Annotated in this window: 21 protein-coding genes; 13 read left to right on the forward strand and 8 right to left on the reverse strand. The window is 71.1% G+C overall.

All coding sequences use genetic code 11. From position 1 onward, the window contains the following. The first annotated feature begins 67 nt into the window (after positions 1–67). A complete protein-coding gene (locus WMF43_RS38060) occupies positions 68–1,411 on the forward strand; it encodes an STAS domain-containing protein (RefSeq protein WP_437672455.1) in 1,344 nt (447 codons plus the stop codon). 17 nt (positions 1,412–1,428) lie between these two features. On the opposite strand, the gene WMF43_RS38065 is transcribed toward WMF43_RS38060, so the two are convergent. Next, complete coding sequence (locus WMF43_RS38065; protein ID WP_437672457.1) at positions 1,429–2,421, reverse strand: Kelch repeat-containing protein; 993 nt, start codon at positions 2,419–2,421, stop codon at positions 1,429–1,431. Positions 2,422–2,745: 324 nt separating this feature from the next. On the opposite strand from WMF43_RS38065, the gene WMF43_RS38070 reads away from it, so the two are divergent. Beyond that, positions 2,746–4,203 (forward strand): lamin tail domain-containing protein, encoded by a 1,458-nt coding sequence (locus WMF43_RS38070; protein WP_437672459.1) that lies wholly within the window; start codon positions 2,746–2,748, stop codon positions 4,201–4,203. Between the two features lie 19 nt (positions 4,204–4,222). Here WMF43_RS38070 and pssA read toward each other — a convergent pair whose 3' ends face one another. Continuing rightward, positions 4,223–4,996 (reverse strand): CDP-diacylglycerol--serine O-phosphatidyltransferase, encoded by a 774-nt coding sequence (gene pssA, locus WMF43_RS38075; protein WP_437672461.1) that lies wholly within the window; start codon positions 4,994–4,996, stop codon positions 4,223–4,225. 487 nt (positions 4,997–5,483) lie between these two features. Next, entirely contained in the window at positions 5,484–5,840 is a 357-nt protein-coding gene (locus tag WMF43_RS38080; protein ID WP_104984746.1) for an antibiotic biosynthesis monooxygenase family protein, read from the reverse strand. Between the two features lie 173 nt (positions 5,841–6,013). Between WMF43_RS38080 and WMF43_RS38085 the strand changes: the two genes are divergently transcribed. The 11 genes from WMF43_RS38085 to WMF43_RS38135 all read left to right on the forward strand — a co-directional run bounded on the left by WMF43_RS38085 (position 6,014) and on the right by WMF43_RS38135 (position 19,058). After that, a complete protein-coding gene (locus WMF43_RS38085) occupies positions 6,014–6,592 on the forward strand; it encodes a DUF1003 domain-containing protein (RefSeq protein ID WP_437672463.1) in 579 nt (192 codons plus the stop codon). 426 nt (positions 6,593–7,018) lie between these two features. Then, positions 7,019–8,137 carry an SDR family NAD(P)-dependent oxidoreductase gene (locus tag WMF43_RS38090; RefSeq protein WP_437672464.1) on the forward strand — a complete coding sequence of 373 codons (1,119 nt, stop codon included), beginning with the start codon at positions 7,019–7,021 and terminating at the stop codon, positions 8,135–8,137. Continuing rightward, positions 8,134–9,255, forward strand: coding sequence for an SDR family NAD(P)-dependent oxidoreductase (locus WMF43_RS38095; protein ID WP_437672466.1), 1,122 nt, complete (start codon positions 8,134–8,136; stop codon positions 9,253–9,255). Before WMF43_RS38090 ends, WMF43_RS38095 begins: the two co-directional genes overlap by 4 nt. Next, entirely contained in the window at positions 9,252–10,553 is a 1,302-nt protein-coding gene (locus WMF43_RS38100; protein WP_437672467.1) for a TIGR04295 family B12-binding domain-containing radical SAM protein, read from the forward strand. Before WMF43_RS38095 ends, WMF43_RS38100 begins: the two co-directional genes overlap by 4 nt. Further along, positions 10,546–11,712 carry a glycosyltransferase family 4 protein gene (locus WMF43_RS38105; protein ID WP_437672469.1) on the forward strand — a complete coding sequence of 389 codons (1,167 nt, stop codon included), beginning with the start codon at positions 10,546–10,548 and terminating at the stop codon, positions 11,710–11,712. Before WMF43_RS38100 ends, WMF43_RS38105 begins: the two co-directional genes overlap by 8 nt. After that, on the forward strand, positions 11,703–12,854 hold the full coding sequence (locus WMF43_RS38110; protein ID WP_437672471.1) for a CgeB family protein: 1,152 nt from the start codon (positions 11,703–11,705) through the stop codon (positions 12,852–12,854). The genes WMF43_RS38105 and WMF43_RS38110 overlap by 10 nt, the downstream gene beginning before the upstream one ends. Continuing rightward, entirely contained in the window at positions 12,851–13,975 is a 1,125-nt protein-coding gene (locus tag WMF43_RS38115) for a CgeB family protein (protein ID WP_437672473.1), read from the forward strand. Before WMF43_RS38110 ends, WMF43_RS38115 begins: the two co-directional genes overlap by 4 nt. Next, positions 13,972–15,072 carry a CgeB family protein gene (locus tag WMF43_RS38120; protein ID WP_437672475.1) on the forward strand — a complete coding sequence of 367 codons (1,101 nt, stop codon included), beginning with the start codon at positions 13,972–13,974 and terminating at the stop codon, positions 15,070–15,072. Before WMF43_RS38115 ends, WMF43_RS38120 begins: the two co-directional genes overlap by 4 nt. Before the next feature lie 159 nt (positions 15,073–15,231). Next, the gene (locus tag WMF43_RS38125; protein WP_437672477.1) at positions 15,232–16,242 is read left to right on the forward strand and encodes a UDP-glucuronic acid decarboxylase family protein; all 1,011 of its coding nucleotides are present in this window, start codon (positions 15,232–15,234) and stop codon (positions 16,240–16,242) included. A 31-nt stretch (positions 16,243–16,273) separates the two neighbouring features. Continuing rightward, complete coding sequence (locus WMF43_RS38130) at positions 16,274–17,587, forward strand: inositol-3-phosphate synthase (RefSeq protein WP_437672478.1); 1,314 nt, start codon at positions 16,274–16,276, stop codon at positions 17,585–17,587. A gap of 433 nt (positions 17,588–18,020) precedes the next feature. Then, entirely contained in the window at positions 18,021–19,058 is a 1,038-nt protein-coding gene (locus WMF43_RS38135; protein ID WP_437672480.1) for an aldo/keto reductase, read from the forward strand. 45 nt (positions 19,059–19,103) lie between these two features. On the opposite strand, the gene WMF43_RS38140 is transcribed toward WMF43_RS38135, so the two are convergent. From WMF43_RS38140 to WMF43_RS38160, 5 genes are all read right to left on the reverse strand, one after another. Beyond that, on the reverse strand, positions 19,104–19,805 hold the full coding sequence (locus tag WMF43_RS38140; RefSeq protein WP_437672482.1) for a histidine phosphatase family protein: 702 nt from the start codon (positions 19,803–19,805) through the stop codon (positions 19,104–19,106). 209 nt (positions 19,806–20,014) lie between these two features. Further along, positions 20,015–20,638, reverse strand: coding sequence for a TetR/AcrR family transcriptional regulator (locus WMF43_RS38145; protein WP_437672483.1), 624 nt, complete (start codon positions 20,636–20,638; stop codon positions 20,015–20,017). 10 nt (positions 20,639–20,648) lie between these two features. Next, on the reverse strand, positions 20,649–21,269 hold the full coding sequence (locus WMF43_RS38150; RefSeq protein WP_437672485.1) for a sugar O-acetyltransferase: 621 nt from the start codon (positions 21,267–21,269) through the stop codon (positions 20,649–20,651). Between the two features lie 56 nt (positions 21,270–21,325). Then, complete coding sequence (locus tag WMF43_RS38155) at positions 21,326–21,523, reverse strand: hypothetical protein (RefSeq protein ID WP_437672486.1); 198 nt, start codon at positions 21,521–21,523, stop codon at positions 21,326–21,328. A 124-nt stretch (positions 21,524–21,647) separates the two neighbouring features. Further along, positions 21,648–22,475: an SDR family oxidoreductase gene (locus WMF43_RS38160; RefSeq protein WP_437672488.1), complete on the reverse strand. Its 828-nt coding sequence runs from the start codon at positions 22,473–22,475 to the stop codon at positions 21,648–21,650. Positions 22,476–22,553 lie beyond the last annotated feature (78 nt).

Here is a 22,553-nt window from a genome sequence, read left to right on the forward strand (position 1 = left end):
TCATGGTATCGATCGTGCCATGACGGGTCTCCTCAAACGCTCTGACGATGCGGCGACGAAGGCTCGAATGAGGCTCGACAACGTCTTGACCGACGAGCGATCGCTCGTGGAGCTGCTGCGGGTGGTCACGGTCGACGTGCACGAGGCGGCGAGCGTCGAAGAGGCCCTGCATCGCACCATCGCGCACATCTGCGGCCACCTGTCCTGGCCCGTCGGTCACGTGTACGTGCCGGCCGCGGACGACCCCTCGCTGCTGATCCCGACGGCGCTCTGGTACATCGACGATGAGGTGAAGTTCGCGACCTTCAAGACGGTCACGGAGGCGACGCAGTTCACCTCCGGGATCGGGCTGCCGGGGCGGGTGCTCGCCAGCAAGCAGCCGGCGTGGGTGCGGAACGTCACGGAGGACGCGAACTTCCCGCGCGCGCGGCTCGCGAAGAACCTCGGCGTGAAGGCGGGGTTCGCGTTCCCCGTGGTGGTCGGCGCCGACGTCGTGGCGGTGCTGGAGTTCTTCTCCGACGCCGAGCTCGCGGACGACGGCAAGTTCACGGTCACGATCGGCCGCATCGCGCGGCAGCTCGGCCGCCTGTTCGAGCGCAAGCACGCGCAGGAGATGCTGAGCCGGGAGCGGGACTTCATGGCGGCCGTCATGGATCTCGTGGACGGCCTCATCGTGGTGCTCGACGCGCGCGGGCGGATCGTGCGGATGAACAGCGCCGCCGAGCGGGCGCTGGGCAACACGCGCGGCCTCCTGGAGCCCCGCTCGCTCTGGGATCTCACGCCCGATCCCGGGGCGTCGGCGGCGCTGCGGGCGCTCTTCGAGGAGATCGGCGCGGGCACGCCGAGGAAGCAGGTGGAGGTCCCGTGGACGGCGCGGGACGGCGCCCGCCGGGTGACCGCATGGTCCGGCGCCGTCCTGCGCGGCAAGGACAGGGACGATCCGGCCCGGTTCGTCATCATGACGGGCATCGACCTGACCGATCGCCGGCGCGCCGAGGAGGAGCGGGCGCGGCTGCGGGAGGAGGTGATCCAGGCCCAGGACGCGGCGCTGGCGAAGCTCACCATGCCGCTCATCCCCATCAGCGACGACGTGGTGGTCCTGCCGCTCATCGGCCCGCTGGAGGCCGAGCGCGCGCGTCGCATCGTCGAGACGCTCTCGCGCGGGATCGCCAGCCGCCGCACGCGCATGGCGATCCTCGACCTGACCGGCGTGGACGAGCTCGAGGGGCCGGCGGTCGACGTGTTGCTCGAGGTGGTCCGCGTGGCGGGCCTGCTCGGCGCGCGCGTGGTCCTCACGGGCATCCGCCCCGAGGTCGCCCACCGGCTGGCCGCCGGCGGGGTGGACGTCGGCCGCCTCGCGGTGCGGAGCTCCCTCCAGAGCGGGATCGCGTTCGCGATGGCGGGGCGCTGAGCGCTGCTCGCTCGAGGTTACTTGACCGAGATCACCTCCACCTCATCGAGCGGCTCCGCGCCCTGCGAGAGGTTGAACCCGCCGAGTGCGACGAGCTCGCGCTCGCTCGGGCAGAGCAGGCCGTTGAAGATGCGCGGCGTCGCCATGGTGCCCGCGGGCTCCCACGCGTCGCCCGCCGCGCTCAGCCGGTAGAGGCCGCCGGCGTAGTTGACGTAGAGCTTCCCGGAGACGACACACGACGCCGCGCCGAACGCGTGGAGGGGCGGCGCCTCGGGCAGCGACGGCCCCTCGGTCCATGTCCCTTCCTTCGTATCCAGCACGAACACCTTCGCGGTGAAGGCCGCCGCCTCGTCCACGCCGCCGATCGCGTAGATCTTGTCGCCGAGCGCCGCGGCGGTCAGGGATCGGTGCTTGAACGGCGGCTCGGCGATGGGCTCCCAGACCGCGTCCTCGGCCGACAGATCGAGCTTGTAGCCGCCGTTCGGGAAGGTGCCGGAGCTCGAGTCGCCGTCCAGCGTCCACCCCGCGATGACGTACAGCGTGTCTCCCACCGTCGTCGTGCCGTGCGCCGAGCGCCCCTCCGGCAGCTCCGGCAGCGGCTCCCACGCCGCCGCGGCCGGGTCGTAACGCTCGGCCGTCGCCGCGGAGTGGAGGTCCTCCGGCTCGCCGGGCGCGTTCTCGATCCGGAGCCCGCCGACCCGGTAGAGGTGCTCTCCGTGGCTGACCAGCCCGACGCCCTCGAGCGGCTGGACGTCCGCGAGCTCCTCCCACTGTCCGCCCTCGGCGAGATCGAGCCGCCGGAACGCCGGCGTCAGGTCGGCGCTCGAGAAGTCCGTCCCCACGTGCGATGGCGTGACGTGGCCGCCGAGCACGTAGGCGGACCCGCCGAGCGCGGCCGCCCCAAACGACCCTGCGGCCTCGGGCAGCGGCGGGTACCGATCCACCTCCCCCGGCAGAGCCGCGCCGCCGTCGTCATCGCCGCCGCAGCCGATCAGGCCGATTCCGCTCATCGCGCAGATTGACAGCCACACGGGCAAGCGGCGGGACATCTTCCTGGGATTCATGGGCACCTCACGAGGTCTTCAGGAGAACAGGCCAGTGAACCGGCGCGCCCGGTTCCAGCGCCTGGGGCGTTCTACCGCACGTCGGCGCGGCTGTCGCGCGGCGCGCGCCGGCGTCGGCCTCCTGGAGAGGTGATGCGGGGTGAGCTGGATGTCGTCCGTTCGAAACCGAAGCAGCACCATCTCAACATCGGAGACAGACGATGATGGCTCCCGCTGAGCCCGGTTCCGTGCTGTGATGGAACGAGCCCGAGAAAGGTCCGGTAGAACAACATGCAATTGACGTCTTCCATGGTGACGCGGTACGTCGCGGTGCACCTCTCGCTGTTCCTGCCCGCGCTCGCCGGGGCGGGGTGCGCCGCGGACCCGCCGCCGGACGGGGCGATCGAGCCCGAGGCGTCCCTGATCGGCGAGGGCAGCGGCGCGCTCACCACGCGCGTCCGGCTCATGGCCGCGAACATCACGAGCGGCACGGCGCAGAGCTACGATCCGGGGCACGGCAGGCGCATCCTGCAGGGGGTCAAGCCCGACATCGCCCTGCTCCAGGAGTTCAACTACGGGAGCAACACCCCGGACGCCATCCGCGAGTTCGTGAACCTCACGTTCGGTACGGGGTTCAGCTACTACCGCGAGGCCGGGGCGCAGATCCCGAACGGGATCGTGAGCCGGTGGCCGATCGTCGCATCCGGAGAGTGGGACGACGGGTCGGTGGGCAACCGGGACTTCGCCTGGGCGCGCATCGACATCCCCGGCCCGGTCGACCTCTGGGCCGTCAGCGTCCACCTCCTGACCTCGGGCTCGGGCGTGCGCAACACGGAGGCGCGGCAGCTCGTCAACTACATCGCCGCGCAGGTGCCCGCGGGCGACTACCTGGTCATCGGCGGCGACTTCAACACGGGGTCCGCCTCCGAGGCGTGTATTGGGACCTTCGGGAGCGTCGTCGTCACGTCAGGGCCCTCCCCCGCCGACAGGAACGGGAACACGGGAACCAATGCCTCGCGCACGAAGCCCTATGACTGGGTGCTCGTCGACAGCGACCTCACGCCGCACGAGACCGCCGTCGTCATCGGCGGGAGCACCTTCACGAACGGCCTCGTCGTGGACACGCGCGTCTACTCGCCGATCACCGAGATCAGCCCCGCGCTCTCCTCGGACAGCGGCGCCTCGGGGATGCAGCACATGGCGGTCGTGCGCGACTTCATGATCCCCGACGGCGGCGGGACGGGCACCCCGGACGGCGGCGGGGGGACGGGCGTCGCGTCGGTGATCATCAACGAGGTGCTCGCGAACGAGCCGGGCAGCGACACGGCCGGCGAGTTCGTCGAGATCGTCAATGTCGGCTCGGCGACCGCCGCGCTCGGCGGGTGGACGCTCTCCGACGACGCGACGCGGCACACCTTCGCCTCCAGCGTCTCGCTCGCGCCGTCCACGGCGATCACGGTGTACGCCGGCGCCCGGGCGATACCGTCGGGCGTCAGCGGCGCCGTCGCGGCGTCCAGCGGCGCCCTCGGGCTCGCCAACGGCGGCGACACGATCACGCTGCGGAACGCGTCGGGCGCGACCGTGGACAGCGTCACCTACCCTTCCTTGCCCTCCAGCAGCGACGGCATCTCGTTGAACCGCAGCCCCGACGCCACGCCGGCGGCGGCCATCGCCCTGCACACCACGCTGAACCCGAGCGCCCCGCTCCCGTCGTCCCCCGGCCTGCGCGCAAACGGCTCGCCCTTCTGAGCCGGCGGCGCCGCGGGGATCAGCCGGCGTGGGGCGCGTCCGGCGAGGCGGGGCCGCGCAGCGCGGCGCGCCGCCTCGCCGGCAGGTGGGCGATCGACTCGACGACGCCGAGCGCGACATAGGCGCCGATCAGCCAGACCGCGACGAGCGCCGGTTGCCATCGGGCCGAGATGACGGCGCCCGCTCCGGCCGCGAGCGCCGCGCACGCGAGGGAGCGCGCGTCGAGGCGCACGTCCTTGAACGAGCGGAACCGGATCGTCGACACCATCAGGAGCGAGAGGAGGAGCGCCGTCGCGAGGGTCGCCGGCGCCGTGCCGCCGCCGCTCTGCCCGTCCGCGGGCTGGTGGCTCATGACGAGCGCGACGAGGGTCCCGGCCGCGCCGGTCACGGGCAGCCCGACGATGTACCTCGGGGGCGTCGCCGCTCGGCGCCCCTCGCCGGCCGAGATCACGTTGAAGCGTGCGAGCCGGATCGCCGCGCACGCGGTGAACACGAACCCCCCCAGCACGCCGAGCCCCCCGAGGCGGTGCAGCGTCCACTGGTACACGAGCACCGCCGGGGCCACGCCGAAGGACACGAGATCGGCGAGCGAGTCGATCTGGACCCCGAAGGCGCTCTGGGTGCCGGTCATGCGTGCGACCCGCCCATCGAGCGCGTCGGCGAGCATCGCAAGGACGATCAGCCACGCCGCGCGGTGGAAGTCGTCCGCCGAGCGCGCCGACGCGCCGATCCTTATCGCGTCCAGACCGCAGAAGATGGAGCAGAGCGTGATCGCGCTGGGGACAAGGAACACGAAGGCCCCCGCCCGCCTCATCGCCTTGCGTGACAGCGGTTCCGGTGTTCGGCGGGCCCCAGGGCCCACCGGTGTAGCGAGGGCGGGATCCCCTCTCGGCGTGTGTTCTGACATACGAGCTCGCCCGGCCGCCCTCGTAGTCCATGAAGTGCCTCGCCTTCAAGGCCCCCGCGGCCGGCCTTCGTTGCCCAGCGGAACGGCGCCGTCGGGTGGGGCATCGCGGCGGGGGCGGGCGGGCGCGCCGAGCACCGACCGAGGTACCATAAGCTCTCAGCGGGCGAGACGTCCCAGGCGCGCCTTGTGTGGCGCGCACCATAACGTCTCAGCTGGCATGGCCCGAAGGGAGACATGCCGGGCGGTGTTCTCATGCGCAAGCTCTCTCGCCGCCCGCCTCGCCGATTGGCCAGCGCCCGCCCGCCCCCGCCGCGATGCCCCACCCGACGGCGCCCGCGTCGCGCCTTCGTAGGCCCGCCCCCCGCCTCCGCGATCAGGCAGGAAGATCCGTGCTGAGAAACACCTCGTGGATGTCCAGCTTGCTCGGCCCCGCGAACATCTCCTTCGGGGCGCGGTTCCGGTGCGCCTCGGCGAAGGCCGGGCTCCGCGTCCACGCGATGAAGTCATCCATCGAGCGCCACCACGTCTTCACCTCGTAAAAGCCTTGCGCCGTCGGGTCCGGGCTCCACTCGCCCGTCGCGTGGTCCAGCTTCATCGGCCGCGGCCGATGGACCTCGTTGCGGATGAACCCGGGCGCGCGGTCGACCAGGTGGACCCGGTTCTTGAAACGGTCCTCGAACTCGGCCTCGTGGCCCTCGGCAACAGGAATGCGGTTGGTGACGACGATCATGGCTCCTCGGATGCGGGCCCTCGCCCGCTGCAGATTGTCGTGGAAAATTGCGCGACTCAGCGTAATGCAACAGGAGGCGCCCGACCAGCGCGAGCCACAGGCCCGGCTGCGCTCGCCGGAAAATCGGATTGACACGGCCGGGCGCCGGGGCCTTCATGCTAGGAGGAAACCTCATGGGAGATGCGGAAACGCGTCGTGTTCGATCGGCTGAAGATCGCTCCGAGATCGAGGGCGTGGTGCGCCGGAACATCCAGGCGCTCATACAGGTTCGGACGGAACTGGAGCGCAAGAAGGGCTTCCAGGAGCGGCTCGCGGACACGATCACGGCGTTCACCGGGAGCATGACGTTCGTGTTCCTCCACGCCGGCGTGTTCGGGGGATGGATCGTGGTGAACACCGGCATCGTATCCTTCATCAAGCCGTTCGACCCGTTCCCCTTCGTGATGCTCGCCATGATCGCCTCGGTGGAGGCCATCTTCCTCTCGACCTTCGTGCTCATCAGCCAGAACCGCATGCAGGCGCTCGCGGACAAACGCGCCGACCTCGATCTCCAGGTCAACCTCCTGGCAGAGCACGAGGTCACCCGGTTGATCGAGCTCGTCGACGGCATCTCGCGGCACCTCGGCGTGAACCGCCCGAGCGATCCCCACCTCGAAGAGCTCAAGAAGGATGTCCGTCCGGAGGAGGTGCTCGACGAGATCGAACGCGCCGAGCAGGACGCTGCCCATGAGTCAATACGGACTTCCCCCTAGAGAAGGGCGGGTTTCACCTGAGCCGGCCTCGCACAGCGGCTCGGTCGACGCCTCGGCGCACGCGGTACAGTGAGGTCCTGAAGTGAGTAGGGTGTTACCGGAGGGCCCTTGAGGAACCAGAGGACTTCATCTCGGGAATCGGAAGATCGCGTGGGTCAAGAGGGTGGCAAAACTCTAACGAACGTCGCTTGCAGACCCCTGGATTACATGTTACTCGGATGGCGTCCCGGGCGTCGATTGTACGCTGTCCGCAGCGAAACTCCCGGGCACCCCACGCAGTGGATGTTCAGAGCGCGGCGTTGCTGTTAAGGGCGCATCGCTTATATAGCCTCGGCGCGGGCTCGCGCAGCCCCGTCTGCGTTTGCCCGGTCTGACTCAAACCCGCGGCGGTCTTCGTCGCGCGTTCGACCATCGACACAGAGGAATATGGCCAGTCACGTCCTCATCACCGGCGGAGCGGGGTTCATCGGCTCGCACGTCGCCGACGAACTCCTGCGTCAAGGGCACCGCGTTCGGGCGCTCGACAACCTCACACCCCAGGTCCACGGCCCGGAGCGCCGCCGGCCGGCGTACCTCAATCCGGACGTCGAGCTCATCGTGGGTGACGTCCGCGACCGCGAAGCGGTGAAGTCGGCGCTGCGCGGGGTGGACGTGGTCTACCACTTCGCGGCCATGGTCGGGGTCGGACAGAGCATGTACAGGATCGAGGAGTACACCTCGGTCAACAACCTCGGCACGGCCGTGCTCCTCCAGGAGCTCGCCGAGAAGCCGGTGGCGAGGCTCATCGTCGCCTCCAGCATGAGCGTCTACGGCGAGGGGCTCTACCGGACGCCCTCCGGCGCGGTGGTCCCCGGGACGAGCCGGCCGCTCGAGCAGCTCAAGCGCGGCGAGTGGGAGGTCCGGAGCGAGGCCGGCGAGGTGCTCGTGCCCGTCCCGACCCCCGAGTCGAAGCCGCCGGCGCTCGAGTCGGTGTATGCGCTCTCCAAGTACGACCAGGAGCGGCTCTGCCTGGTGCTCGGGCGCGCCTACAACATCCCGACCGTCGCCCTCCGCTTCTTCAACGTCTACGGCCGCCGCCAGGCCCTCTCCAACCCGTATACCGGCGTGCTCGCCATCTTCGCCTCCCGGCTCCTCAACGACCGCCCGCCGCTCATCTTCGAGGACGGCCTCCAGCGGCGCGACTTCGTGAGCGTCGCCGACATCGCCCGCGCCTGCGTCCGGGTCATGAGCGCCGAGTCCGCGGTGGGCCAGGTGCTCAACGTGGGCAGCGGGCGGTCCTACACCGTCCGCGAGGTCGCCGAGCACGTCCGGAAGGTGATGGGCAAAGACCGGATCGACCCCGAGATCACCGGCAAGTCCCGCCTCGGCGATATCCGGCACTGCTTCGCCGACATCAGCGCGGCGCAGCGCAAGATCGGGTATGAGCCCCAGGTCACCCTCGAGGAGGGCCTGCGCGATCTCGCCGGCTGGCTCGAGGGGCAGGTGGCCAAGGACGCCGTCGCCGAGGCCCGCGCCGAGCTGGACGCCCGGGGGCTCACGGTATGAGCGCGGCGGACCTCGACTTCGTCAGCCCCGCCGGGCCGGGCCGTCCGGCGCTGGTCACCGGCGGCGCCGGTTTCGTCGGGGCGAACCTCGCTCACCGCCTGCTCCAGGCGGGCGAGTCGGTCATCCTCTTCGACAACCTCTCGCGGCCCTCGGTGGTGCGCAACGTCGAGTGGCTGAAGCGGGTCCACGGGGACCGCGTCACGCTGGTCACCGGCGACGTGCGGGACGCCGCCGCGGTCGCCGAGGTGGTGCAGCGCGCCTCCAGCGTGTTCCACTTCGCCGCCCAGGTCGCGGTGACCACCAGCCTCGTCCGGCCGGTGGAGGACTTCGAGATCAACGCCCGGGGGACGCTCAACGTGCTCGAGGCGATCCGGGCCTCGAAGAGCCCGCCGCCGCTCCTCTTCACGTCGACCAACAAGGTCTACGGCGGCCTGCCCGACGTCCCGCTCCAGTGCCGGGACCGGCACTACGAGCCGGAGGATCCGAAGCTCCGCGCCTCCGGCATCTCCGAGGCCCGCCCGCTCGATTTCCACAGCCCTTACGGCTGCTCCAAGGGCACGGCCGACCAGTATGTCATCGACTACGCCCGCACCTTCGGGCTCCCGGCGGCGGTGTTCCGGATGAGCTGCATCTACGGCCCCCGCCAGTTCGGGACCGAGGATCAGGGCTGGGTCGCCCACTTCTTGATCCAGGCGCTCCGGCGAGAGCCGATCACCCTCTACGGCGACGGGATGCAGGTCCGTGACGTGCTCTTCATCGACGACCTCGTCGACGCCTTCCTGCTCGCCCGGAAGAACATCCGGCAGGTCTCCGCCTCGGCCTTCAACATCGGCGGGGGTCCGGAGAACACCATCAGCCTGCTCGAGCTGCTCGACATGATCGAGGAGCTCGACGGCAAGCGCCCGACCACCGGCTTCGAGGAGTGGCGGCCCGGGGACCAGCGCTACTACGTGTCCGACTGCCGCCGGTTCTCCGGCGTCACGGGCTGGTGGCCGCGCGTCCGGGTCCGCGAGGGCGTGCGCAAGCTCTACGGCTGGCTGCAGGAAATGATCGAGATCACCGGCAAGGCCTCCCCCGCCCAGGCCGCGGAGGAGCTCCGCCTGGAGGGCGTCGGGTGAGGTTCGCGCTGATCAACCCGCGCTGGAGCTTCGAGGGGAGCATCTATTTCGGCTGCCGCGAGCCGCACCTGCCGCTCGAGTACGGCTACGCCAGGGCGCTTCTCGAGGCCGCCGGGCACGAGGCGGCGATCGTCGACGCGCAGGCCCGCGACCTCTCCCACGACGCGCTCCGCGACGAGGTGGCCGCGCTCCGCCCCGACGCCATCGTCGTGACCACCGCGCCGAGTTACCTCTTCTGGCGCTGCGCCCCGCCCGAGCTCCGGGTCCCCCAGGAGGTCCTCCGCGCGCTGCGCGACCTGCCGGGGCTCCGGTTCGCGGTGGGGCCGCACGCCTCCACCACCCCCCGCGCCACCCTGCGCAAGCTCGGCGTCGACGCGGTGGTGATGGGCGAGTGCGAGGAGGCGCTCGTCGAGCTGGCCGATCGGCCGCGCTCGCAGTGGGGCGGCATCGACGGGATCGCGTACGTCGACGGCGGGGCGCCGCGCGTCCAGGGCGGGCCGCGCGCGGCCGACATGGCCCGGCTCCCGGCGCTCCGCTGGGACGACGCCACGGTGGCGCGCCACGCCCACCACCACCACCGCTTCGACACCACGCCCGTCGGCCCCGGCGCCGAGATCGAGGCGTCCCGCGGGTGCCCCTACCACTGCACCTTCTGCGCGAAGGACAACTTCCGCGACCGCTACCGCAAGCGCCCCCTGCCGGTGATCCTCGACGAGCTCGACGCGCTCGTCTCCCAGGGCGTCCGCTACGTCTACTTCATCGACGAGATCTTCCTGCCCGACCGCCCGCTGCTCGAGGCGCTGGTCGATCGAGAGGTCTCCTTCGGCTGCCAGCTGCGCATCGACAACTGGAACCGGGAGATGCTCGACCTGCTCGGCAAGGCGGGCTGCGTCTCGATCGAGGCGGGGGTGGAGAGCATCACGAAGGAGGGCAGGAGCCTGCTCGCCAAGCACTGCAAGCTCTCGACCGAGCAGCTCAGCGATCTCTTGATCCACGCCAAGAAGAGCGTCCCCTTCGTGCAGGCGAACCTGATCCAGTCGCGGACCGACGACCCGGCGGACGTCGCCGCGTTCCGGGATCGGCTGCGGCAGCACGGCGTCTGGGCGAACGAGCCCGTGCCGATGTTCCCCTACCCGGGCTCGCCCGATTACACGATGCGCTGGGGAAGGCCCGACGACGAGGCGTGGGAGCGCTCGCTCACCCACTACCTCGGCCAGTTCGATCAGTTCAGCGACATCCAGGAGAGCCGCCCGCTGCCGCTCTCCGAGCTGGAGGCCGCGCACCCGGGCCATGGCTGACGCGCTCGCCAACGTCGCCTCGGTCCTGATGACCACCGACACGGTGGGCGGCGTCTTCACGTATTCGATCGAGCTCGCGCGCGCGCTCGCCGAGCGCGGCGTCCAGACGACGCTCGCCGCCATGGGCGGGCCGCTCTCGCCGGCCCAGCGCGAGGCCGCGGGCCGCGTGCGCGGGCTCGCGCTGTTCGAGAGCGACTTCCGGCTCGAGTGGATGGATGACCCGTGGGCCGACGTCGAGCGGGCCGGCGCGTGGCTGCTCGAGATCGAGGAGCAGGTCCGCCCGGACGTGGTCCACCTCAACGGCTACGCGCACGGCGCGCTGAGCTTCCGCGCCCCGAAGCTCGTCGTGGCCCACTCCTGTGTCCTCTCGTGGTGGGACGCCGTGCTCAAGCAGGCGGCGCCCTCGTCCTACGCCCGGTATACGCACGAGGTGGCGCGCGGCCTCGCCGCGGCGGCGGCGGTCGTCGCGCCGACCCGGGCGATGATGCGCGCCGTCGTGCAGCACTACGGCGCGCCCCGGCGGGCGCTCGTGATCCCGAACGCCGCCGATCCCGCGGCGCTCCGGCCGGCCCGCAAGGAGGACGTCGTGCTCGCGGTCGGCCGGCTCTGGGATCAGGCCAAGAACATCGCGGCCCTGGGCGAGGTCGCCCCGCACCTGCCCTGGCCGATCCGGGTGGCCGGCAGCGACGCCCACCCCGGCGGCGGCTCGCTCCGCATCGACACGCTCGAGCACCTCGGCGTGCTCTCCGCGGCCGGCGTCGCCGAGGCGCTCTCCCGAGCGGCGATCTACGCGCTCCCGGCGCGTTACGAGCCCTTCGGCCTGTCGATCCTGGAGGCGGCGCTCTCCGGCTGCGCCCTCGTCCTCGGCGACATCCCCAGCCTGCGCGAGGTCTGGGGCGACGCGGCCCTCTTCGTCGCGCCCGACGACACGAGCGCGCTCCGGCGCGAGCTCAAGGCGCTCATCGACGATCCAGCGAGGCGGGTGCAGATGGCGTCCCGCGCCCGCGCCCGCGCCCGGCTCTACACCCCCGGGCAGATGGTCCAGCGTTACCTGGAGCTCTACCGCGAGCTGCTCTGGCAGCCCCGGATCTCCGCGATCTGGCGGTCCGAGCGGCCGTCCGAAACCCCCGCGATGGAGGCGGAGGGGCGATGCGCATAGTCCTGTTCTGCCACTCCCTGCTCTCCGACTGGAACCACGGCAACGCGCACTTCCTCCGGGGCGTCGTGACCGAGCTCGCGCTGCGCGGGCACGAGGTGCACGTCTACGAGCCGAGGGACGCCTGGAGCCTCCAGAACCTGATCGCCGATCACGGCGAGGCGCCGCTCGACGAGGTGAAGGCGGTCTACCCGCACGTCGCCCCGATCCGCTACGACCTCGCGTCGCTCGACCTGGATCGCGCGCTCGACGGCGCGTCGCTGGTGATCGTCCACGAGTGGAGCGAGCCCGAGCTGGTCGCCCGCGTCGGCGCGCACCGCGTCGGCGTCAACCGCGCGCGCGCGTCGTACCAGCTGCTGTTCCACGACACGCACCACCGGTCGGTCACCGACCCCGGGGCCATGGCCCGTTACGACCTCGCCCACTACGACGGCGTGCTCGCCTTCGGCCGGGTGATCCGCGATCTCTACCTCGCGCGCCGCTGGGCCCGCCGCGCCTTCATCTGGCACGAGGCCGCGGACGCGCGGGTGTTCCGGCCGCGCCGCGAGGCCGCGCCCGAGCGCGACCTCGTGTGGGTCGGCAACTGGGGCGACGAGGAGCGGACGCGCGAGCTCGACGAGTTCCTGATCGGCCCGGCGCGCGACCTCGGCCTCTCCGCGCGTGTGCACGGCGTGCGGTACCCCGAGCACGCGCGCGCGGCGCTCGCCTCCGCGGGCATCGAGTACCGCGGCTGGCTCGCCAACTACCGGGCCCCCGAGGCGTTCGGCCGGGCGCGGCTGACCGTGCACGTGCCGAGGCGGCCCTACGTCGAGTCGCTCCCGGGCATCCCGACCATCCGGCCGTTCGAGGCCATGGCCTGCGCGATCCCGCTCGTCTGCTCCCCGTGGAACGACGCGGAGGAGCTGTTCTCGCCGGGCCGCGACTACCTCGTCGCCCGGGACGGCGACGAGATGAAGAGGCACCTCCGGGCCCTGCTCGCCGATCCCGCCATGGCCGCCGAGATGGCGGAGCGGGGTCGCAAGACGGTCCTCGCCCGACACACCTGCGCCCACCGGGCCGAGGAGCTCCTGCACATCGCCGCCGATCTCGGCGTCGACGTGGACCTCCCCGCGCCCGCCGCCACCCCCCACCGAGCCACCGCATGAACCGACGCCCGAACCCGAGCCGACCGCTCACCATCGCCTTCTTCGGATCGAGCCTCGTCTCCGCCTACTGGAACGGCGCCGCGACGTACTACCGCGGCGTGATCCGCGCCCTCGCCGCGCGAGGGCACCGCGTGACCTTCTACGAGCCGGACGCCTACGACCGGCAGAAGCACCGCGACATCGAGGACCCGCCGTGGGCCAAGGTGGTGGTCTACTCCGGCACCGATCCCGCGGAGCCGCGCCGGCTCGTCGAGCAGGCGCGGAGCGCGGACGTGGTCGTCAAGGCGAGCGGCGTCGGCGTCTTCGACGAGCTGCTCGAGGCCGAGGTCGCCGCGCTCGAGCGGCCCGGGCTCACCACGATCTTCTGGGATGTCGACGCCCCGGCCACGCTCGAGCGCGTCCGGACCACCCCGTCGGACCCGTTCCGCGCGCTGATCCCGCGCTACAGCCTGGTCTGCACCTACGGCGGCGGCGACCCGGTGGTGCGCGGTTACGAGGCGCTCGGCGCGCGCCGCTGCGTGCCCATCTACAACGCGCTCGACCCCGAGACCCACTTCGAGGTCGCGCCGGACCCGCGGTTCGACTGCGACTTCGCGCTGCTCGCGAACCGCCTCCCGGACCGGGAGAGGCGCGTCGAGGAGTTCTTCCTGAAGCCCGCGGCCGCGCTCCCCGAGCTGCGTTTCCTGCTCGGCGGCAACGGCTGGCACGACAAGCCGATGCCGCCGAACGTCCGCTACGTCGGGCACGTCTACACGGCGGATCACAACGCGTTCAACGCGAGCGCCCGCGCGGTGCTCAACGTGGCGCGCGACAGCATGGCGTCGGTCGGCTTCTCCCCGGCGACCCGGGTCTTCGAGGCCGCGGGCGCGGCCGCGTGCCTCATCACCGACGCGTGGGAGGGCATCGAGCTCTTCCTGGAGCCGGAGCGCGAGGTGCTGGTCGCGCGCGACGGCGACGAGGTGGCGGCGCACCTCCGGGCGCTCACGCCCGAGCGGGCGCGCGCCATCGGCAAGGCGGCGAAGCAGCGCGTGCTCGCCGCGCACACGTACGCCGAGCGCGCCAGGCAGGTCGAGGCGCTGCTCGCCCGGCCGGACGTCACCCTCACCGCGGTCGCGCCGTGAAGCCGCTCTCCTTCGTCTTCCTCGGCCTGTCGATCACCTCGTCGTGGGGCAACGGCCACGCGACCACGTACCGCGGGCTGCTCAAGCGGCTCGCGCAGCGCGGCCACCGCGTGCTCTTCCTCGAGCGGGACCTCTGGTTCTACGCCGAGAACCGCGACCTCCCCCACCCTCCCTACGGCCGGACCGAGCTCTACCAGAGCCTCGACGACCTGCACGAGCGCTTCCGGGACGTGGTGCGCGACGCGGACATGGTGGTCGTCGGCTCGTACGTGCCCGACGGCGTGGCCGTCGGCGCCTGGGTCACGGAGACGGCGCGCGGGAAGACGGCGTTTTACGACATCGACACGCCGGTCACGCTGAAGAAGCTCGAGCGCGGCGACACCGAGTACCTCGCGCCGTCCTTGATCCCGCGGTACGACCTCTACCTCTCGTTCACGGGCGGCCCCACGCTGGAGCTGCTCGAGCGCCGCTACGGGGCGAAGCGGGCGCGGCCGCTCTACTGCTCGGTCGACCCGGAGGCCTACTACCCGGAGCGCGCCGCGCCGCGGTGGGATCTCGGCTACCTCGGCACGTACAGCGCCGATCGCCAGCCCACGCTGGATCGGCTGCTCGTCGAGCCGGCGCGCCGCTGGGCCGAGGGCCGCTTCGCCGTGGCCGGGCCGCAGTACCCGGGCGACATCGACTGGCCTGCTAACGTCGATCGCACCGATCACATCCCGCCGGGCGAGCACCGCGGCTTCTACAACGCGCAGCGGTTCACGCTCAACGTCACCCGCCGGGACATGATCGAGGCGGGGTACTCGCCGAGCGTGCGCCTCTTCGAGGCGGCCGCGTGCGGCGTGCCGGTGATCAGCGACGCGTGGGCGGGGATCGAGGAGATCTTCGAGCCCGGCAAGGAGATCCTGATCGCCCGCTCCTCGGAGGAGGCGCTCCACCTGCTCCGCGAGCTCCCGGAGCGGGAGCGCGTCGCGATCGGGCAGCGGGCGCGCGAGCGCGTGCTCGCCCGGCACACGGCCGCGCACCGCGCCGAGGCGCTGGAGAGGTATGCCCGGGAGCTCGCCGAAGAGCGCGAGCTCCCAGGGGATGTTCGATTGTGACATCGATCGACGTGTGCGTCGGATTTGGAACAGCGTGCTGCCAATGAAGGATGACGAACCGATCGCGGCGAGGATGGACAGGGAGCCTTTTGCGCTCCCCCGCGTGAGCGTGTGGGCGAGCGTTCGGTCGTCGTTTCCCGGAGAGGAGGTCAGAGAGACATGAGCGCTGCGCTGCGCATCCTGGTGACCGGAGGGGCCGGCTTCGTCGGCTCCCACCTATGTGACCGGCTGATCCGCGATGGCCACGAGGTCATCGCGCTCGACGACTTCTCGACCGGCTCCGACGCGAACGTCGCCCACCTCCTCCACCACCGCCGCTTCCGGCTGGTGGAGCACGACGTCACGCAGCCGTACGACTTCAAGGTCGACCGGATCTACAACCTCGCCTCGCCGGCGAGCCCGCCCCATTACCAGCGCGATCCGGTGCGGACCACGCTGGTCAACGTGGTCGGGGCGTTCCACGCGCTCAAGCTGGCCGAGAGCTGCGGCGCCCGGGTGTTCCAGGCGTCGACCAGCGAGGTGTACGGCGATCCCGAGGTCCACCCGCAGCCGGAGAGCTACCGGGGCTACGTGAACCCGGTCGGGATCCGCTCGTGTTACGACGAGGGGAAGCGCTGCGCCGAGTCGCTCGTGATGGACTTCCACCGTCGCCACGGCGTCGAGGTCCGGCTGGCGCGCATCTTCAACACGTACGGCCCGCGGATGGCGCTCGACGACGGCCGCGTGGTGTCGAACTTCATCGTCCAGGCGCTGCGCGGCGAGGACCTCACGGTCTACGGCGACGGCTCCCAGACGCGGAGCTTCTGTTATGTCGACGACCTCATCGAGGGCATCGTCCGGCTGATGGAGCACCCCACCGAGGTCGGCCCCGTGAACCTGGGCAACCCCGAGGAGTTCACGGTGCTGGAGCTCGCCGAGGAGGTGATCCACCTGACGGGCAGCCGGAGCCGGATCGAGCACCGCCCCTTGCCGGCGGACGATCCGCGGCAGCGTCAGCCGGTGATCGAGCACGCGAAGCGGGCGCTGGGGTTCGAGCCGAAGGTGCCGCTGCGCGTGGGGTTGCGGCGGACGATCGAGGGGTTCCGGGGCGTGCTCGGGCTGGGCCGGCACGCGGCGGCGCTGGTGACGTCCGAGGGCGACGCGCCGCTGCCGCAGGCCGCGAACGGCTGAGCTTGGATTGAGCTGAGGAGAGAACATCGGGATGAAGCAGCCGCAGACCGTCGTGAAGCCGGAGGGGAAGCTGGCCGTGCTCCTGCCGGGGCTCGGGGCCGTGTCGACCACGACGATCGCGGGCGTGATGCTCGCGCGGCGCGGCCTGGCCGCGCCCGTCGGCGCGTTGACGCAACTCGGGACCATCCGGCTGGGCAAACGCACCGAGAACCGGTCCCCCAGGATCAAGGATTTCGTCCCGCTGGCGTCGCTCTCGGACATCGAGTTCGGCTCGTGGGACATCTTCCCGGACAACGCGTACGAGGCCGCCCAGGAGGCGAAGGTGCTCGAGGCCGCGCACCTCGACGCCGTGCGCGAGGAGCTCGCCGCGGTCTCGCCGATGAGGGCGGTGTTCTACCCGGACTACGTGCGCCGGCTGCACGGCCCGCACGTGAAGTCGGGCCGCAGCAAGGCCGACATGGTGGAGCAGCTGCGCGACGACATCCGGAGCTTCGTGCGGTCGCGCGGGGCGACGCGCGCGGTGGCGGTCTGGTGTGGATCGACGGAGATCTTCATCGCGCCCGCGGACGTGCACCAGTCGGTGGCCGCGTTCGAGGCGGGGCTGCTCGCGAACCACCCGGCGATCTCGAACTCGCAGCTCTACGCGTGGGCGTGCATCAAGGAGGGCGTCCCGTTCGCGAACGGCGCGCCGAACCTCACCGTGGATTTCCCGGCGGCCTCGGAGCTCGCGCGCGCCCACGGGGTGCCGATCGCGGGCAAGGATTTCAAGACGGGCCAGACGCTGATGAAGACGGTGATCGCGCCGGCGTTCAAGGCGCGGATGCTCGGGATCTCGGGGTGGTTCTCGACGAACATCCTCGGCAACCGCGACGGCGTGGTGCTCGACGACCCCGACTCGTTCAAGACGAAGGAGGCGTCGAAGCTCAGCGTGCTGGAGCAGATCCTCCAGCCGGAGCTCTACAAGGAGCTCTATTCGAAGCTCTACCACAAGGTGCGGATCGAGCATTATCCGCCGCGGGGCGACGCGAAGGAGGGGTGGGACAACATCGATCTGTTCGGCTGGCTCGGCTATCCGATGCAGATCAAGGTGAACTTCCTCTGCCGGGACTCGATCCTGGCGGCGCCGATCGTGCTGGATCTGGCGCTGTTTTTGGACCTCGCGGCGAGGGCCGGGTTCAGCGGGACGCAGGAGTGGCTGAGCTTCTACTTCAAGAGCCCGATGACGGCGCCGGAGCTCTACCCGGAGCACGACCTCTTCATCCAGTCGATGAAGCTCAAGAACACGCTGCGCTGGATGATGGGGGAAGAGCTCATCACGCACCTCGGCAACGAGTACTACGACTGAGGCGGCGGCGGTCGTCGTCGCTTGCGGAGCGGGGGTGCGCCGGGTGGCCGGCCCCCGGCGCGGAGCGACGACGCCGAGCTCGTGGGATAACCGCGTCGGGAAGCGCGCCGCCGTTCACATGCGCATGTGAACGCGTTCACATGCGCATGTGAACGCGCGGCGGGGGCGGGAGACGGGAGGCTCGGGGGAGCGATGCTCCTTGACATTCCCGGATGGGCTTGCTTGTCTTCCGTCCCCAGATTCCGTTGGTAGTTCCTGGCCGTCGTTTCATGGACGGCATCCATCCGACCTGCTCCGACCAGGTTGCCGCTGGGCTGGAGAGGCGTGCGGCGCTCGCCTGAAGCAGGACAGGAAACGGACCCAGGCGCTTCCATCACCCACACGGCCGGAGCCGCGCCTGCGGCGATGACCTCAACACACCTCAGGAGATCCCATGGAATTCAGGTTGCTTGGCGGGTCAGGGTTCAAGGTTCCGGTGCTGAGCCTCGGGACGGGGACGTTCGGGGGGACCAACGAGTTCTTCGGGGCCTGGGGCAAGAGCGACGTGGCCGAGGCGACGCGGCTGGTCGACATCTCGATCGAGGCGGGCATGAACATGTTCGACTCGGCCGACATCTACTCGAGCGGGGCGGCGGAGGAGATCCTCGGCCAGGCCATCAAGGGGAAACGTGACAAGGTCATCATCTCCACGAAGGCGACCTTCCGGTCGGGCCCGGGGCCGAACGACGTCGGCTCCTCGCGGTATCACCTGATCCGGTCCGTCGAGGCGGGCTTGCGGCGGCTGCAGACCGATTACATCGATCTGTTTCAGCTCCACGGCTTCGACGCGCAGACGCCGGTCGAGGAGACGCTGCGCACGCTGGACGACCTCGTGCGCGCGGGGAAGATCCGCTACATCGGCTGCTCGAACTTCTCCAGCTGGCACCTGATGAAGTCGCTCGCGGTGTCGGAGAAGTACGGCCTCGAGCGGTACGTGGCGCACCAGGCGTACTACTCGCTCATCGGGCGCGACTACGAGTGGGACCTCATGCCGATCGCGCTCGACCAGAAGGTCAGCGCGGTGGTCTGGAGCCCGCTCGGCTGGGGGCGGCTCACGGGGAAGATCCGGCGCGGGCAGCCGCTGCCGAAGACGAGCCGGCTGCAGACGAAGTCGGTGGCCGAGGCGGCGCCGCCGATCGAGGAAGAGTACCTCTACAAGGTGGTCGACGCGCTCGACGAGGTGGCGAAGGAGACGGGCAAGACCGTCCCGCAGGTCGCGCTCAACTGGCTGCTGCAGCGGCCGAGCGTCGCGAACGTGATCATCGGCGCCCGGAACGAGGAGCAGCTCCGGCAGAACCTCGGGGCCGTCGGCTGGAACCTGACCGCAGAGCAGGTCGCGAAGCTGGACGCCGCCAGCAAGACGAAGCTGCCTTATCCCAACTTCCACCAGGTCGGCGTCTTCAGTGAGCGGAACCCGCCCCCGGTGAGCTGAGCACCCGCGCGTAGCGTCGTTCGGGCCGGCGCCGGGGCGCGGGGCCTACTGCCCCGGCGCCTTGCCGCCGGCCGGCGTGTCCCACCATTTCGAGAGCCGGTTCGAGGGGATCCCCGGGATCTCGGCCGCGGTGGTCGCGTAATGCGAGGTGTCGTTGAAGAGCGTGAGGCGCGGCCGGGTCGGGTCCTTGAAATCGAGGATGTTCAGCGCCGCGGGGCTCTGGTCGAGGCGGTCGCGGTAGGTGCGCGGATCGAAGCCGAGCAGCGCGCTGATGAGCAGCCGGATCGTGGCCTTGTGCGAGACGACGAGCACGTGGGCGCCCGCGTGCGCCGCGACGAGCTCGAGCAGCGCCGGCAGGGCGCGCGCCGTGACGCAGAGGCCGGTCTCCCCGCCCGCGGGGGCGAACGTGTACGGGTCGTGCTCCCATTTACCGTACTCGTCCGGATACTGCGCCTCGACCTCGGCGCGCGTGAGCTGCTCCCACCGGCCGTGCGAGATCTCCCGGAAGGCCTCGCGGCGGTGCACCTCGCGCCCGTGGGGCTGCGCGACGATGCGCGCGGTCTCGACCGTGCGGCTCATCGGGCTCGCGTAGACGGCGTCGATCGGCTGGCTCGCGAGCCGCGCGGCGAGCTTTGCGGCCTGCTCGCGCCCCTCGTCGGACAGGGCCACGTCGGTCTCGCCGGCGAACCGGTCCTCCGCGGTGAGCACCGTGGCGCCGTGGCGCACGAGGAACACGCGCGTCGTCATCGCGCCTCACCCGGGAGCCGCCGCGCGCGCGCGTCGATCGCGCGCGCGCCGCCCCTGCCCGAACCGTCCGGTGTGCCCATGCGGGTTATCGTCGCCGTCGGCGGGCATCCCGTCAAGCCGCGGCGAGCTCGTGAGACACGCGCGCAAAGCCACGGTGGGCCGACTCCGCAGGTCACGAGGGCCAGGCCGAGGCGTCGCTCGGCGGGAGCTCAGCGGGTGAAGCGGCGGATGGCGTGCCGGATCTGCTCGGCGGTCATGGGTTCCGTGGACAGGGCGCTGTGCAGCACGAGGCCCTCGATCAGGGCGTCGAGCTCGCGCGCGGTCACCGGGTCGAAGTGGAGCTCCAGCGCGCGGCGGCTCCGCAGCATCCAGGCCTGGGTGACGGCGCGCAGCGCGGGCCGCCGGGCGGCGGCGACGTAGAGCTCGACGCTGAGCACGAGGTCGCGCGCCGAGCCGAGCAGGTCCGCGCTGAGGTGCTCGACCAGGAATTCGACGGCGGCCTTGCGGCCGCGCGCGGCGCGCATCCCCTCCTCGAGCCGGGCGGCCACGGTCTCCGCGTGCCTCGTGAACGCGGCGGCGAGGAGCTCGTCGATCGAGGCGAAGTGGTACGTGGTCGAGCCGAGCGGCACGTCGGCGGCCCGGGCAATGGTGCGGTGCGAGGCGCCGGCGACGCCCTGCTCGGCGATCACGTCGAGCGCCGTCGCCACCAGCCGGTCCTTGCGCCCGGGGTCATAGCGGCGAGCCCGCCGCGCCGGCGCGGCGGCCCTCGGCCGCGCCGGCGCGGTGGCCCTCGGCCGCGCGGTCGCGGCGGTCCTCGGCCTGGCAGCGCTCATAACGGCTCCGTCACCCTCGCGCCTTGCCCGGCGCCGGCGCCGGCGCGGCCCCGGTGTCGGTGAGGGAGCGGATCACGCGGGCGGGGTTGCCGACGGCGATGACGTTGGCCGGCAGATCGCGCGTGACCACCGAGCCGGCGCCGACGACGGTGTTGTCCCCGATCGTCACCCCGGGCAGCACGATGGCACCGCCGCCGAGCCACACGTTGTTCCCGATCGTGATGGGCTTCGCGGCCTCCCACTTGTTCCGCCGGGGCTCGGGCTCCACGGGGTGCGTCGGCGTGAGCAGCTGCACGTTCGGCCCGATCTGCACGTCGTCGCCGATCGTGATCGGCGCGACGTCGAGCGCGACCAGCCCGAAGTTCGCGAAGCAGCGCGCCCCGATGGTGATGTGCCCGCCGTAATCGACGTAGAACGGCGGGCGGATCTCCGTGCCCTCGCCGATCGAGCCGAGCAGCTGCTCCAGCAGGCGGCGGCGCAGCGGGCGCTGCCGTACCGAGGTCGCGTTGTAGGCTGCCACCAGGTCCAGCGCGGCGGCGCTCTGCTCGGCGATCTCCGGATCGTCGGCGATGTAGGGGTCTCCGGCGAGCATCCGCTCGCGCATGGACCGGGCGTCGTCAGGGTTCGTCATGTGGACGATCGTACGCATGGTAGGAACGGGTGTCCACATTGGCGGCCGAAAAAACGTCACGGCCGCAAGCCTCCCACGACGAGCACCCGGCCGTCCTGGAGCAGCGTGGCCGTGTGCTCCGCGCGCGGGGTGCTCCTCGGCGGCACGAGCTCCCAGGACGGCGCGCCGGCCGCCCAGGCGCCGCCCGCGGGCAGCACCACGGGCCCGCCGGCCAACGCTATCGCGAGGAGAGGAATGAATCGCAGCTCCATCATTCTTTATCTCCGCCGCCTTGATGCCTGTGGCATATAACCCCTTCAGCATCGAGTGGGACTGCGGAGCGCTCGACATGGCTGCGCTCAAGTGACGAGGCGCGCGCCGTGATGGCCGCAGCGTGATTTACCCCGCCAGCGCCTCGGTCAGCTTCCAGAGCCGCTCCTGCGCGACCTCGTCGAGCGCCGCCTTCGCGGCCGGTATGGCGCGGCTCTTCTCGAAGTACTCCCCTGTCACCCCGGCGAGCTCCGGCGCCGTCGCCACGTGCAGCGAGCACGCGGCGCCCTGCTCGGGCGTGAGCATGAACAGGCTGAAGAGCTTCATGAGGACCTGCGGGAAGTCGCGCGAGAACTCCGTCGCGACCACGCCCGGGTGGACGGCGTTGACCGTCACGCCGGTGCCCGTGAGCCGCCGCGAAAGCGCCTTGGTGAAGAGGACGTTCGCGAGCTTCGACTGGCCGTACGCCTTCATCCTGCTGAACTTCCGCCGCTCGAACTGCAGATCGTCCCAGTCCATCCTGCCCTGGTAGTGCATCCTCGAGGACAGGACCACGATGCGCGACGGCGCGCTGTGCTTGAGCAGCGGGAGGAGCTCCTGCGTGAGCAGCCACGTACCCACGTGGTTCACCCCGAACGTGGTCTCGAGGCCGTCCTTGGTCGTGCTGCGCGAGCCCGTCCAGAGCCCAGCGTTGTTCACGAGGACGTCGAGGCGATCGTGCTTCGCGCGGAACGTCTCCGCGAAGGCGCGGATGCTCGCCTTGCTCGCGAGATCCAGCGCGCTCACCTCCACGTCCGTGCGGCCGGTGGTGCGCGCGATGTCGTCGCGCGCGGCCTCCCCCTTTCCGGTGTCGCGGCACGCCAGCACCACCTTCGCGCCCCGCTGCGCGAGTCCGCGCGCCGTCTCCTTGCCAATGCCTGTGTTGCCCCCGGTGACGATGCAGACCTTCCCGTTCATGCCTTCATCTCTCTCAGGTTCCGCGGGGGAGCGCAAGGCCGGCACACGCCGCGGGCGGAGAGGCGAAGTCGAGGCGAC

The sequence above is a fragment of the Sorangium sp. So ce131 genome, from assembly GCF_051519095.1.
Taxonomy (GTDB): Bacteria; Myxococcota_A; Polyangia; order Polyangiales; family Polyangiaceae; genus Sorangium.

What these genes read in the sequence shown, in the direction of transcription:
- WMF43_RS38060 (WP_437672455.1), top strand. Translation starts at nt 68, where the DNA reads ATGAGGCTCGACAACGTCTTGACCGACGAGCGATCGCTCGTGGAGCTG.
- WMF43_RS38065 (WP_437672457.1), bottom strand. Translation starts at nt 2,421, where the DNA reads ATGAGCGGAATCGGCCTGATCGGCTGCGGCGGCGATGACGACGGCGGC.
- WMF43_RS38070 (WP_437672459.1), top strand. Translation starts at nt 2,746, where the DNA reads ATGCAATTGACGTCTTCCATGGTGACGCGGTACGTCGCGGTGCACCTC.
- WMF43_RS38080 (WP_104984746.1), bottom strand. Translation starts at nt 5,840, where the DNA reads ATGATCGTCGTCACCAACCGCATTCCTGTTGCCGAGGGCCACGAGGCC.
- WMF43_RS38085 (WP_437672463.1), top strand. Translation starts at nt 6,014, where the DNA reads ATGGGAGATGCGGAAACGCGTCGTGTTCGATCGGCTGAAGATCGCTCC.
- WMF43_RS38090 (WP_437672464.1), top strand. Translation starts at nt 7,019, where the DNA reads ATGGCCAGTCACGTCCTCATCACCGGCGGAGCGGGGTTCATCGGCTCG.
- WMF43_RS38095 (WP_437672466.1), top strand. Translation starts at nt 8,134, where the DNA reads ATGAGCGCGGCGGACCTCGACTTCGTCAGCCCCGCCGGGCCGGGCCGT.
- WMF43_RS38105 (WP_437672469.1), top strand. Translation starts at nt 10,546, where the DNA reads ATGGCTGACGCGCTCGCCAACGTCGCCTCGGTCCTGATGACCACCGAC.
- WMF43_RS38110 (WP_437672471.1), top strand. Translation starts at nt 11,703, where the DNA reads ATGCGCATAGTCCTGTTCTGCCACTCCCTGCTCTCCGACTGGAACCAC.
- WMF43_RS38115 (WP_437672473.1), top strand. Translation starts at nt 12,851, where the DNA reads ATGAACCGACGCCCGAACCCGAGCCGACCGCTCACCATCGCCTTCTTC.
- WMF43_RS38125 (WP_437672477.1), top strand. Translation starts at nt 15,232, where the DNA reads ATGAGCGCTGCGCTGCGCATCCTGGTGACCGGAGGGGCCGGCTTCGTC.
- WMF43_RS38130 (WP_437672478.1), top strand. Translation starts at nt 16,274, where the DNA reads ATGAAGCAGCCGCAGACCGTCGTGAAGCCGGAGGGGAAGCTGGCCGTG.
- WMF43_RS38135 (WP_437672480.1), top strand. Translation starts at nt 18,021, where the DNA reads ATGGAATTCAGGTTGCTTGGCGGGTCAGGGTTCAAGGTTCCGGTGCTG.
- WMF43_RS38140 (WP_437672482.1), bottom strand. Translation starts at nt 19,805, where the DNA reads ATGACGACGCGCGTGTTCCTCGTGCGCCACGGCGCCACGGTGCTCACC.
- WMF43_RS38145 (WP_437672483.1), bottom strand. Translation starts at nt 20,638, where the DNA reads ATGAGCGCTGCCAGGCCGAGGACCGCCGCGACCGCGCGGCCGAGGGCC.
- WMF43_RS38150 (WP_437672485.1), bottom strand. Translation starts at nt 21,269, where the DNA reads ATGACGAACCCTGACGACGCCCGGTCCATGCGCGAGCGGATGCTCGCC.
- WMF43_RS38155 (WP_437672486.1), bottom strand. Translation starts at nt 21,523, where the DNA reads ATGATGGAGCTGCGATTCATTCCTCTCCTCGCGATAGCGTTGGCCGGC.
- WMF43_RS38160 (WP_437672488.1), bottom strand. Translation starts at nt 22,475, where the DNA reads ATGAACGGGAAGGTCTGCATCGTCACCGGGGGCAACACAGGCATTGGC.